This is a genomic window from Pseudomonas sp. fls2-241-R2A-110 (assembly GCF_030209165.1).
Classification (GTDB): Bacteria; Pseudomonadota; Gammaproteobacteria; order Pseudomonadales; family Pseudomonadaceae; genus Aquipseudomonas.
In genome coordinates this window covers 262344-274993 of the sequence record NZ_JARVSN010000005.1, presented here as the reverse complement: position 1 = coordinate 274993, position 12650 = coordinate 262344, and the positions used below count along the sequence as shown (strand labels likewise).

At 59.2% G+C, this 12650-nt stretch carries 9 protein-coding genes and 2 tRNA genes; 4 read left to right on the top strand and 7 right to left on the bottom strand.

Going from position 1 to position 12650, the window contains the following annotated elements; genetic code table 11:
• The first annotated feature begins 81 nt into the window (after positions 1 to 81).
• Complete coding sequence (locus tag QRN31_RS03745) at positions 82 to 1983, top strand: potassium transporter Kup (protein WP_285430280.1); 1902 nt, start codon at positions 82 to 84, stop codon at positions 1981 to 1983.
• Positions 1984 to 2172: 189 nt separating this feature from the next.
• Here QRN31_RS03745 and QRN31_RS03740 read toward each other — a convergent pair whose 3' ends face one another.
• On the bottom strand, positions 2173 to 2499 hold the full coding sequence (locus QRN31_RS03740; protein WP_285430278.1) for a DUF3077 domain-containing protein: 327 nt from the start codon (positions 2497 to 2499) through the stop codon (positions 2173 to 2175).
• A gap of 482 nt (positions 2500 to 2981) precedes the next feature.
• On the opposite strand from QRN31_RS03740, the gene QRN31_RS03735 reads away from it, so the two are divergent.
• Positions 2982 to 3272, top strand: a complete 291-nt coding sequence (locus tag QRN31_RS03735; RefSeq protein WP_259152092.1) for a type II toxin-antitoxin system Phd/YefM family antitoxin — start codon at positions 2982 to 2984, stop codon at positions 3270 to 3272.
• Positions 3273 to 3283: 11 nt separating this feature from the next.
• On the top strand, positions 3284 to 3571 hold the full coding sequence (locus tag QRN31_RS03730) for a type II toxin-antitoxin system RelE family toxin (RefSeq protein ID WP_111450975.1): 288 nt from the start codon (positions 3284 to 3286) through the stop codon (positions 3569 to 3571).
• Between the two features lie 239 nt (positions 3572 to 3810).
• Here the strand turns inward: QRN31_RS03730 and QRN31_RS03725 are convergent, their stop codons facing one another.
• The 4 genes from QRN31_RS03725 to QRN31_RS03710 all read right to left on the bottom strand — a co-directional run bounded on the left by QRN31_RS03725 (position 3811) and on the right by QRN31_RS03710 (position 8414).
• Complete coding sequence (locus QRN31_RS03725; protein WP_285430275.1) at positions 3811 to 5109, bottom strand: virulence factor family protein; 1299 nt, start codon at positions 5107 to 5109, stop codon at positions 3811 to 3813.
• Positions 5109 to 7751, bottom strand: a complete 2643-nt coding sequence (mprF, locus tag QRN31_RS03720) for a bifunctional lysylphosphatidylglycerol flippase/synthetase MprF (protein WP_285430274.1) — start codon at positions 7749 to 7751, stop codon at positions 5109 to 5111. The genes QRN31_RS03725 and mprF overlap by 1 nt, the downstream gene beginning before the upstream one ends.
• Before the next feature lie 278 nt (positions 7752 to 8029).
• A tRNA-Met gene (locus QRN31_RS03715) sits at positions 8030 to 8106 on the bottom strand.
• Positions 8107 to 8337: 231 nt separating this feature from the next.
• Positions 8338 to 8414, bottom strand: a tRNA-Met gene (locus tag QRN31_RS03710).
• A 299-nt stretch (positions 8415 to 8713) separates the two neighbouring features.
• On the opposite strand from QRN31_RS03710, the gene dinB reads away from it, so the two are divergent.
• On the top strand, positions 8714 to 9775 hold the full coding sequence (dinB, locus tag QRN31_RS03705; RefSeq protein ID WP_285430272.1) for a DNA polymerase IV: 1062 nt from the start codon (positions 8714 to 8716) through the stop codon (positions 9773 to 9775).
• Positions 9776 to 9905: 130 nt separating this feature from the next.
• Here the strand turns inward: dinB and QRN31_RS03700 are convergent, their stop codons facing one another.
• Complete coding sequence (locus tag QRN31_RS03700) at positions 9906 to 10859, bottom strand: hypothetical protein (protein WP_285430270.1); 954 nt, start codon at positions 10857 to 10859, stop codon at positions 9906 to 9908.
• A gap of 17 nt (positions 10860 to 10876) precedes the next feature.
• Positions 10877 to 12592, bottom strand: coding sequence for a proline--tRNA ligase (locus tag QRN31_RS03695; RefSeq protein ID WP_285430269.1), 1716 nt, complete (start codon positions 12590 to 12592; stop codon positions 10877 to 10879).
• Positions 12593 to 12650: the final 58 nt, after the last annotated feature.

The following is a 12650-nucleotide window of genomic DNA, read 5'->3' as shown; positions in this document are numbered from 1 at the left end:
CTTAAGTAAAACAGCGCATGCTGCACGGCAAAGCATAGTGCTTCTTATAAGAAGTCCGGGTCTGAGTAGTAGGAGTTTTGGATGGGGCAGGCAAGTAGTCAGGCTGCAAGCGCTGAGCATTCGGCGGCAAAGCCGATCGGCATGCTGGTCGCGGCGGTGGGTGTGGTTTACGGCGATATCGGCACAAGCCCGCTGTACACCCTCAAGGAAGTGTTCTCCGGTGGCTATGGCGTACCCGTCAACCATGACGGCGTGCTGGGCATCCTGGCGCTGATTTTCTGGTCACTGATCTGGGTTGTGTCGTTCAAATACATGATGTTCGTGCTGCGCGCCGACAACCAGGGCGAAGGCGGAATCATGGCCTTGACCGCGCTGGCGCGGCGGGCGGCGTCGGGGTATCCGAAACTGCGCACCCTGCTGGTGGTCTGCGGACTGATCGGTGCGGCGCTGTTCTATGGCGACAGCATGATCACCCCGGCGATTTCCGTGCTCTCGGCCATTGAAGGCCTGGGCCTGGCATTCGATGGCATCGACCATTGGGTGGTGCCGCTGTCGTTGATCGTGCTCGTCGCGCTGTTTTTGATCCAGAGTCACGGCACCGCGCGCATCGGCATCCTGTTCGGGCCGATCATGGTGACGTGGTTTGTGGTCCTGGGTGCCCTGGGCGTCCACGGCATCTTCCAGCACCCGGAAGTGTTGCAAGCGATAAACCCGGTCTGGGGCGTGCGCTTCTTCATCGACCACCCGGGCATGGGTGTGGCAATTCTTGGCGCAGTAGTACTGGCGCTGACCGGCGCCGAGGCCCTGTACGCCGACATGGGCCACTTCGGCCGCAAGCCGATCGCCCGTGCCTGGTTCATCCTGGTATTGCCGGCGCTGGTGCTGAACTACTTTGGACAGGGCGCGTTGCTGCTGGGGGACCCGGAAGCTGCTCGCAACCCGTTCTACCTGTTGGCACCGAGCTGGGCGTTGATTCCGCTGGTCGGCTTATCGACCCTGGCCACGGTGATTGCCTCCCAGGCGGTGATTTCCGGTGCGTTCTCCCTGACCCGTCAGGCGATCCAGCTCGGTTACATTCCGCGCATGCACATCCAGCACACTTCCAGTGCCGAACAGGGCCAGATCTACATTGGCGCGGTGAACTGGTCGCTGATGGTCGGGGTGATCCTGCTGGTACTCGGCTTCGGATCCTCCGGCGCCCTGGCTTCGGCCTATGGCGTGGCGGTGACCGGTACGATGCTGATGACCACCGTGCTGGTGTCGGCGGTGATGTTGCTGCTGTGGAAGTGGCCGCCGATCATCGCGGTGCCGCTGTCGATCGGTTTCCTGTTGGTCGACGGCCTGTACTTCGCCGCCAACGTGCCGAAAATCGTTCAGGGCGGGGCCTTTCCGGTGATCGCCGGTATTGCGCTGTTCGTGCTGATGACCACCTGGAAACGCGGCAAGCAACTGCTGGTCGAGCGTCTCGACGAGGGCGGGTTGCCGCTGCCGATCTTCATCAGCAGTATCGCCGTGCAACCGCCGCACCGCGTCCAGGGCACTGCCGTGTTTCTGACCGCGCGCCCGGACGCCGTCCCCCACGCGTTGTTGCACAACCTGCTGCATAACCAGGTGCTGCACGAGCAAGTGGTGCTGCTGACGGTGGTGTACGAAGACATTCCTCGGGTCCCGGCATCACGGCGTTTCGAGGTCGACTCCTATGGCGAAGGCTTCTTCCGGGTGATCCTGCACTTCGGTTTCGTCGACGAGCCGGACGTGCCGCAAGCACTGAAGCTGTGCCACCTCGAGGACCTGGACTTCAGCCCGATGCGCACCACCTACTTCCTCAGCCGCGAAACGGTCATCGCCTCCAAACTCGAAGGCATGGCCCGCTGGCGCGAGGCGTTGTTCGCGTTCATGCTCAAGAACGCCAACGGCAACCTGCGCTTCTTCAATCTGCCGCTGAACCGGGTGATTGAACTGGGTACACAGGTCGAGATGTAAGCCCCATCAAAAAGCCCCTGTTGACTTCATGGCAACAGGGGCTTTTTTGTGTCCGGTGCAATGACCTGAAGGTGATGCAAGTCCCTGTGGGAGCGAGCTTGCTCGCGATAGCGGTAGATCAGTCGCTTTCAAGGTTGCCTGTGCTGACGCAATCGCGAGCAGGCTCGCTCCCACAGGGGATTTTCGGTGTTATTTGCTATCGGGCATTTCTTCTTCTGATTCAGTCTTCGTCCGCGCCGGTCGCGGCGTCAGCACCTTCACCACGTCATCAATCACGGCCTTGCCCATCGCCGTCAGGTAATGCGCAGCCCAGGCGTGGCGGTCGGTGTCTTTTGCATAGGCGGCGTCCTCGGTAAACGATTTGGCGAGGAACAGCAGGTCGGAGGCTTGTGACAAGGCATCAACGATGGGGACGCCGGCGCGGACGTTGAATAACGCCTCATCCTGGCAGTAGATGAGCGGGGTGAAGCCGATGGTTTTTAAATCTGAAATTGCGGTTGAGTCAGTTTTAGTCATGTTCAAAATCCTAGTTGAGGAGCTGCCCCATTCGTTTCCAAGCAAATGGGTGACAGCTGTACGCAGGTTGGAAAACCGGGAACTAGGAAACCGGCACGCCCGAGAGCGTCCCACGCACAGCTGCCATAACTCATGATCAAAAAACACATGCAATCATGAAGAGGCGCTGTTGCGGCTAGTTGACGGGTTTCCAAGCCCGATCGCTGAATGGTCAGCGACGTCCGGAGACTATCCCGTCGAAGAAACGCGCAACAAGGCGGCAAAGTGCCCAAACACGAGATTCGGAGTTTGCCTACAAGGTCTGCGGGCGTCATCCGATATTGCGACACCAGAAGTAAACGAAACTAAACACTTGCCGTGTGCGAGAAAAGAGCAGGGCGATAGAATCCAGTTTTTTTGCTGCTTGCTGTATGTCGAATTCAACGCAATACTCTGCGTAGAACTGTGTGTTCAAATTTGCACGAGTAGGTAGAGAGGTGAGTATGACGGCATTGTTAGAGCGTGCTGACCAAGCAATATCGGTGACTGCGATGGTCAGGGGGTTTAGTGCGAGGCTTAAAGAAATCTCCAGCCGAGCCACCGAGCGGCTGGTCATTTTCAAAGACAACCAACCCGCAGCGGTCATCATCAATGTCGAGGCGTATCAGGAAATGCTCGATGAGCTTGAGGACCTTCGCGTTGAAGCTGCTGCCCGGGAGCGATTGATTGGTTTTGATCAGGCCAAGGCCGTCAGTCACGACGATATGCGGGCACGGTACGCCAGGAAAGACTAAAGGAGCTATGGATGGTTTGGGGCGTTATCTATCATCCGGAGGTCCAGAAGGATCTGGATCTGCTGGGAGCAGTGGCAGCGAACCGTATTCTTGATGTTATCGAAGAGCGGATTATCAATGGTGAGCCGGACAAGAGCGGCAAGCCCCTAAGAGCCAGTCTGGCTGGCTGTAGACGGATCCGGACAGGCGACACGCGGATTGTTTATCGAGTCGATGGCAAGGCTATTCAAGTATTGATCGTTGCAGTCGGGGCTCGACGTGACGAAGAGGTATACGGCGCCGCAGAACGTCGCCTCTAAGTAGGAAGCCCCCGTTGCCGTGAAGGCAGCGGGGGCTTTTTTGTGCCCAGTGATTTTCAATCCACTGATCATCTCCTGTGGGAGTGAGCTCGCTCGCGATAGCGGTCTGACAGTCGATATCAATGATGGCTGCTCGTCCGTCATCGCGAGCAAGCTCGCTCCCACAGAGGAGCGGCGGACATGTAAAAAAGCCCCCGCAACCAAACGGCTGCGGGGGCTTTTTCGTGGCTTAACTCAGATCACTCCTGAGCCGTCGCTCCGTCCTTGGCCTGACGCTTGACGATGATGTCCACCAACCGCTGTGCCAGCGCCGGGTAGTTCTCGTCGAAGTGATGGCCGCCAGGCAGTTTCATCGCTTCGCCTACGGCGGTCTTGTCGGTGCAGCCGCTTTCGTCGACTTCTTCTGCACCGTAGATGCACACCACTTTCTCTGGAGGCAGCTTGGCCATTTCCGGGCCGGTGGCGGCTTCTTTGCCGGCGTTGCCGAGCCAGCCTTCGACTTCGATCTCGAAGCTGCCGGTGCGGGCGAAGGCGAGCAGGATGATTGCGTCGACGCGCTGCTGTTCCGATTCGGCCAAGCGGTTGTAGATCGCCGGCAGGACGTCGGCGCCAAACGAATAACCGGTCAGGATGAAGCGCTTGGTGCCCCATTTTTGCCGGTAGTGCTGCATCAGTTCGGCGAGGTCCAGCGCGCTTTGCTCCGGGCTCTTGTGCTGCCAGTAGTAACGCAGGGTGTCGATGCCGACGACTGGATAGCCGATCTTGGCCATTTCGCCCGCGACGTCGCGGTCCAGGTCGCGCCAGCCGCCGTCACCGGAGAGGAACAGAGTGACGGTGTCCTTGGCCTGACCTGCCGGCACTTCGACCACTGGAATCTGCAAGCCGCCAGCAGCTTTGTCGCCGCCGACGAGAATTTTGCGCAGTTCGTTGTTCAGCACTTGCGGCAGATTGATGTCGTAGTCGCTGATGCTGGTTTCGGCATTCGGTTGGTCGCGCACGAAGCCGGCACTGGTGTCATCCGGGTTGTCGTTCCACGCCACCAGCCAGTGGCCGTGAGCAGCACTTTTCGGCAGCAGGTGCGTGCAACCCGGTTTTTCCAGGGCCAGGTCCACCGAAACGGCCTGGGCCTTGTCGTTCTTCTGTTCGGACAACCAGCGCCAGGCCAGCACGGCACCAGGACCGATACCACTGACCAGGGTCGCCGGGCCTTTGAGCTCTCTCAGACCCGATTGCAATGCGCGACTTTGCAGCAAGCAGTCCTTGGGCAAAATGACCTGAACAATCTGTGCCGACGCGGTGCGGCTCAAAGTCAGCAATTGCTGGTCGCTGAGCTTTTGCTCGTCGTTGACCGCTACCAGCACCTGGGCGCGTGGAGTTCTTCCGGGAATGACGCGCGTGATCGCGGCGCCATCGGCGGGCGTCAGCCGTTCGAGGGTTGGTTCCGGTGCCGGACGTTTCAGGTACCAGTAACCGCCACCGAGAATCAGGGCCAGCACTACCAGTGTGGCCAGTACGTACCGCAAGGAGCGTCGAATCATCAGCGTTTCACCAATCCAGTCAAGCCGCCCGCAATCAGGGCAGCAGTGTCGGCCAGGGCAACCAGCGGATCGAGTCCGGCGGGCACGGCCATATAACGGGGTTCCCAGTCGGGCTGGAATTTGTCTTTGAAGCGGCGCAAGCCTTGGAAGTTGTAGAGCTGCTCACCACGGCGGAATACCATCGAACCCAGACGCTGGGTCAGAGGTGCGCCACGGCGGGGTTGCAACCCCGACAGCGGCACCATGCCCAGGCTGAAACGCGCGTATCCATGATTTTTATAATGTTGGATCAAGCCGATCATCATGAATTCCATGGTCAGCTTGGGGGCGTCCGGGTGTGCGCGCATCAGGTCGAGGCTGGCCAATTCATGGCCGTACGTCTCGAGCAGGTTGGCGAACGCCACCGGGCGTCCTTCGAAACGAATCACTGCCACCCGGAAATGTTTCAGGTAGTCATCGCTGAAACGGCCGAGCGAGAAACCTTTCTCGCGCACGTTCTTGCCCGTCAGCCAGGCATCGGAAATCACCTTGAGCTCGTCCATCGGCGCTTGACCCGGCTCGAAGATCTCCAGCGACAGACCATCACGGGTGCCCCGGTTCCAGGTGTAGCGCAGGTCTTTCATCTCTTTGCCCTTGGCCTCGAGATCAAAGCGCTTGAGATCGACTCGGGCTTCTTCGCCCAGTTTGATCGCGGTCAGGCCGATGTCCATGTAGTACGGCAGGTTCTCGGCGCGCACTTGATAGAACACTGGGCGCGCATGGTGGACGTCGCACAGGTCGCGGAACTGCCAGATCATCTCCGCCCGTTGCTGGGTCGGGCCGATCGGGTCGTACAAGGCCACCAGGCTGCGCCCACGGCGGGCGTACATCAGGAACGCCTGGTCGTTAGGGTGGAACAGCAACGCCTTGTCACCGGTCAGGGCCAGGCCGCCGTCCGGTTGCGAGGAAGCCATGAGGATTTTCACCGCACGGTCCAGTTCATCCAGTGTCGGCAGATGGATCACCGGACGCGCGGTGCGCAGCAGCCAGGTCAGGGACACCACCACCAGCAGCACCGCTGCGCCGAGCAACGAGCGCAGGCCGCGCGGAGCGTCGGCGTCGAGGGTGAACTGCCACCAGAGTTGATGGCTGTACGGAACGTCCTGATAGGCAAACAACAGCAACCAGATCGACGCCCCGAGCACGCACAGGCTGGACACCAGGTACAGCGGCGAGAACGGCAATTCGGTCAAACGGCTCGGGCGATAGAACGAGCGGCGAAAGACCCCGAGCAGGCTCGCGATGAGGGTCATCAGGCAAGCTTCTTCCCAGTCGAACCCTTTAAGCAGGGAGAGCAGGGCGCCCACCAGCAAAAGAATGGTGGTCAGCATCCATGCGGCCGACAGTCGGCGGCGCAGGCCTTGGGCCAGCAACAGGCAGAGAACACCGACCAGGCTGGCGCCGAAGTGCGAGGCGTCGACCAATCGGTGCGGAATCAGAAAGCCGATGTGTTCCAGGCGGGTGTCGATTTCCGGAGTCACGCCGGAGAACAGCAACACCACGCCCGACAGGAACACCAGCACCGACAGGATCGGTGCGGCCAGGCCGGACGCGGCCCGCAATGATTGGCGCGTCTGGAACAGGCGCTGACCTTCATTGATCAGCAGCATCAGGCAAGCTACCAGCAACGGCAGAATCACGTAGATCAAGCGATACAGCAGCAGTGCGGCCGCCAGTGGCGCCGCGCCGAGTTTGTCGGCGAAAGCTGCCAGCAGAATCGCTTCGAACACGCCGACCCCGCCGGGTACATGACTGAGCACGCCGGCGGCCAGGGCCAGCAGGTACACCAGCATGAAGGCGCCGAACGGTGGGGCTTCCGGCAGCAACAGATACAGCACGGTGGCGGCGGCAGCCACGTCCAGGGCGGTAATGACCAGTTGCAGGAGCGTCAGGCGACGGCCAGGAAGGCGCAAGGTGCGCCGGCCGACCTTGACCAACAAGTTGTCCGGATAGGGTTGTTCCGGCAGTCGACGGCGGTATATGCCGATGGCCAACACTGAAAAGAGCAGCAGCACGGCAGCGGCAATCGTCCCCAGTAACAGTTCGGACAGACCCAAGGCGGTAGAAGCGGCAGGCAGGTTGCTCAGAGTCGCCAGAGCGGCCAGCGGTGGCAGGGCGCAACCCAGCGAGAGGCTGGCGAACAAGGTCATGTGGGCGACGTCAGAAGCCCCCAGGCCATGGCGCGCATATAAACGGTAACGCACCGAGCCACCCGAGAGCATGGACAGGCCGATGGCGTTGCCGATGGCGAACGCGGTAAAGCCGCCGAGCGCGAGGATGCGCGGCGCCAATTTCACACCGGCGTAGCGACTGGCCGACCATTCATATCCCAGCAGAATAATGAACCCGGCCACGGTCGCACCCAGCGCCCCAAGCAGTGCAGGCTTGGGAACTTCAAGGATCGAGTCGTGCAAAGCGTACAGGTCGAGCTCGCTCAGCAGATGACGACAGGCAATCAGCGCGATAGCGAACAACAGCAGAGTGACCGCCAGACCAATGGGTTGACGATATTTGCTGACCAGATCCAGCAAGCGCAAACGCTCGGGCTTGATCGGTTGTGTCGCTGTGACGGTGTCTTGTGGATCAGACGAGTTGGCGCGCATCAATCACCTCTTGGATTGTGCGCGACAGGATGGAGGTATCGAGCCAAGTTACCAATCCCTGTAGAAAAAAATAATCACAAATATTAACGCCTCTCACCGGGTAGCGGTGATGGCATGTCATCAGTGGTAGAGGGTTCTGTCTGCGATTCAGCATAGTCTGGTCTCAGAGCTTCGTTGATCCGGAACGCTTCACTACACAGTGACAGGTCATTGTTGCGAAAGGACTTTTTCAATAGATACAAAAAAGGCCACTCTTTCGAGCAGCCTTTTTTGATGTTTGGTTGCGGGAGCCGGATTTGAACCGACGACCTTCGGGTTATGAGCCCGACGAGCTACCAGACTGCTCCATCCCGCGTCTGTGTGGCGGCATTCTACAGGCGAACGCGTGGGTGTCAACCGTTAATCCCCAGAAGGGTCAAATAAGCGTAAATGAGCGGCGAACGGTCGCTGCCGAGCCTTAAGTTTCGGAATCAGAACGATTTCCTGGTTTCACCCGCGAAAGGAGGTTCTGTTCATTTAAGCGCTCAATTCACAAAACAGACGCGCACAAAAAAGGCCACTCTTTCGAGTAGCCTTTTTTGATGTTTGGTTGCGGGAGCCGGATTTGAACCGACGACCTTCGGGTTATGAGCCCGACGAGCTACCAGACTGCTCCATCCCGCGTCTGTGTGTCGGCATTCTACAGAGGAACGCAGGGGTGTCAACCTCAATCTGGAAAAAACCTGTTCATGTTCAATCGCTTAGCGGTCGATTCGGTCAGTTGGATCGGCGCGCAAGGCAGGTATCACAAGGGTTTCAGCTCTATTGGCTGATGCTTTTCGATTGAAAAAATAAATTCATCGACACTTTTCCTACGTGTGGAAAAGAACATTCAGACTACTGGTGCTATATACAGGTGCCAGTGAGATACTGCCGATCTGACTCGGTAACACTCCATTTCTTCACATGAACACCGCTTTTATATGACGCAGCGAAAAATCATCCACGTCGATTGTGATTGCTTCTACGCCGCCATCGAGATGCGTGACGACCCGCGCCTGGCGGGTAAGCCGCTGGCGGTGGGTGGTTCGGCTGACAGACGTGGGGTTATCGCCACCTGCAACTACGAGGCGCGGGCCTACGGCGTGCGTTCGGCGATGTCTTCCGGGCATGCCTTGAAGCTCTGCCCTGACCTGACTATCGTCAAGCCGCGCATGGAGGCTTATAGAGAAGCATCGAAGGAAATTCACACGATCTTTCGCGATTACACCGACCTGATCGAGCCGCTTTCCCTCGATGAAGCCTATCTGGACGTGTCGGACAGTGCGCATTTCGGCGGCAGCGCCACGCGTATTGCCCAGGACATTCGTCGTCGCGTCTCTAATCAACTGCACATCACCGTTTCGGCGGGCGTGGCGCCAAACAAGTTTCTCGCCAAAATCGCCAGTGACTGGAAGAAACCCAATGGTTTGTTCGTCATTACGCCGGATCAGGTCGAAGACTTTGTCAGCGGTCTGTCAGTCAGCAAGCTGCACGGCGTCGGAAAAGTGACCGCCGACAAGCTGGGCCGACTCGGCATTGTCGATTGTTCGCACCTGCGGGAATGGGACAAGTTGGCGCTGGTGCGTGAATTCGGCAGTTTCGGCGAACGACTCTGGAGCCTGGCACGTGGGATCGATGACCGTCTGGTACACAACGACAGTCGTCGACAGTCGATCAGTGTTGAAAACACCTACGACGTGGATCTCCCGGATCTGGTGAGTTGCCTGGACAAGCTCCCCGAGCTGCTGGAAACCCTGGCGGGTCGCATGGCGCGAATCGATAGTAGCTATCGGCCCGGCAAGCCGTTCGTCAAAGTGAAATTCCATGATTTTACCCAGACGACGCTGGAGCAGGCCGGGGCAGGGCGGACCTTGGGAAGTTATCAGTTGCTGCTGACGCAGGCGTTCAATCGCGGCGGCAAACCGGTTCGATTGCTGGGGGTTGGGGTGAGGCTGGAGGATTTGCGGGGCGGGTTTGAGCAGATGGAGTTGTTTGAGCGGTAGTGGCAGGGTTTTGGTGCTGTTGTGAATGTCGGGCCGCTTTCGCGAGCAAGCCCGCTCCCACATTAGACCGCATTCATCTGAACAACTCGGTCAACTGTGGGAGCGGGCTTGCTCGCGAAGCTTTTTGCTTTTAATTCGGTCCCGGATCCGCCACCAATCGCCCGGCATCCTTGGTCAAGGACTTGAGGAATTCGGTCTGCAACTCGGGATCGTTGCGAGTCAGTTCGATCAGGCTTTGTTCCAGCTCGCTGGCTTCTTCTTCCAGACCCAGTTCCGACAGGCGTTTGACCCGGTGCACCCACTGGTTCACCTCGTCGTCTTCCAGGTCGTCGTAAATCAGCCCGTGGGCTTCGAGCAACTTGCCACGCAAACCACTGCTGACTGCCAGCGACGAGTCGTTGTGCACATCGTCCTGACCGTCTTCGACACTGATCAGCAGTCGAGTCAGATGATTGATGTCATGTTCGGCGAACGGGGTGTCCAGCAGGTTCAGGCGTAAAACACCGTTTTTATCGGTAGTCAGCTCGAACGTTTCCTTGCCGGCCTTGACCTGCACCGGGCGCTCGCTCCAGGGCAGGCTCGAGTATTCGGTGCGCTTGTCGCGCTGAACCTCGTCGATGCCCGCCAGGTTCTGCTGCGCTCGGCCATGGGATGGCATGTTCATGAACGGGTTGAGCCCGGCGATACCGTAGTTCAGCCAGTCTTTCGTCACGCTGTCCGGCAGATTGCCGAGGGCGAACACGTTGACCACGTTCGCGCCGATGCCTGCCACCACGGCCACCGCACCCAGCGGAATCTCGTAAACCTCCCGCCAGGGTTGATAGGGCGTATAGCGATCGTAGTGACGGGTGACTTCGAATTCCGTGACTTCGAACGTCTTCTGCTCGTGGATTTTCACCCGACGTTGCGGCAATTCGAGCACCTTGGGCTCGCCGACATCGATCTGCAGGCTGTGATCGAGCAATTTGCGCTCGACACGTTCCTCGTGCTCGCTGCGTTGTGACATGTGATTTGCACAGCCACTGACCAGCAGGGTGCCGCACAGGGCGGCACCACCGAGGCCTAAGGTGTTTCGCTTGAACATGACTTCTCTATCTGGTGTCAGCGGCGGATGCGGGCCTGGAGGAACGACAGCACGTCAGCGACCGGCAGCGCTTGCGCTTCAGGTTCGGTGCGGCTCTTGTATTCCAGATTGCCTTCGGCGAGGCCGCGGTCACTGACCACGATCCGGTGAGGAATGCCGATCAGCTCCATGTCCGCGAACTTGATGCCCGGGCTGGTTTTCTTGTCGCGGTCGTCCAGCAGCACTTCGAAGCCTGCGCCAGTCAGCTCTGCATACAGCTTGTCGGTGGCTTCGCGAACCTGTTCGGTTTCGTAGCGCAGTGGCACCAGGGCGACCTGGAACGGGGCCAGGGTGTCGCTCCAGATGATCCCGTTGGCGTCGTTGTTCTGCTCGATGGCCGCAGCCACCACGCGGGAAACGCCAATGCCGTAGCAACCCATTTCCAGGGTGACCGGCTTGCCGTTCTCGCCCAGCACTTCGCACTTCATCGCCTTGCTGTACTTGTTGCCCAGCTGGAAGATGTGCCCGACTTCGATGCCGCGCTTGATTTCCAGGGTGCCCTTGCCATCCGGGCTTGGGTCGCCAGCGACGACGTTGCGCAGGTCGGCAACGGTCGGAACAGGCAGATCACGTTCCCAGTTCACGCCGAAGTAGTGCTTGTCGTCGATGTTGGCGCCGATGCCGAAGTCGCTCATCAGTTCGACGGAGCGGTCGATGATGATTGGCAGTGGCAGGTTCAACGGACCGAGGGAACCGGCGCCAGCGCCAATGGCGTCACGCAGTTCGCTTTCGGAGGCCATGACCAGCGGGCTGGCAACGCCAGGCTGGTTGGCGGCCTTGATTTCGTTCAGTTCATGGTCGCCACGGATGATCAGGGCAATCAGCTTGCCTTTCTCTTCAGCGTGAACCACCAGGGTCTTGATGGTCTTCTCGATCGGCAGGTTGAAGCCTTCGACCAGTTGCGCGATGGTCTTGGCGTTCGGTGTGTCGACCAGGCGCAGCTCTTCGGCTGGCGCAGGGCGAGACGTTTCACGCGGTACGGCTTCTGCCTTCTCGATGTTCGCGGCGTAGTCGGAACCGTTGCTGAAGACGATGTCGTCTTCGCCGGATTCGGCCAGTACGTGGAACTCGTGGGAGCCGGCGCCACCGATAGAGCCGTTGTCGGCTTCAACCGGACGGAACTTCAGGCCCAGGCGGGTGAAGACGTTGCAGTAAGCCTGGTGCATGCGGTCGTAAGTGACCTGCAGCGACGCCTGGTCAGCGTGGAACGAATACGCATCCTTCATGATGAATTCGCGGCCGCGCATCAAGCCGAAACGTGGGCGGATTTCATCGCGGAACTTGGTCTGGATCTGGTACAGGTTGATTGGCAGCTGTTTGTAGCTGCTCAATTCATTGCGCATCAGATCGGTGATCACTTCTTCGTGGGTCGGGCCGGCGCAGAAATCGCGACCGTGGCGATCCTTGAAGCGCAGCAATTCAGGGCCGTACTCTTCCCAGCGACCGGATTCCTGCCACAGCTCAGCCGGTTGGGTGCTCGGCATCAACACTTCAAGAGAGCCGGCGGCGTTCATTTCTTCACGAACGATGGCTTCGACCTTGCGCATCACTCGCAAGCCCATCGGCAGCCAGGTGTAGAGGCCCGAGGCGAGTTTGCGGATCATGCCGGCGCGCAGCATCAGCTGATGGCTGACTACAACCGCGTCGGAAGGCGTTTCTTTCTGTGTGGCGAGCAAAAATTGACTGGTGCGCATGGTTGGCCGTTGTCGGTTGCTGATGACGAGAAATGACGGAGCATTGTACGGGCGAGAT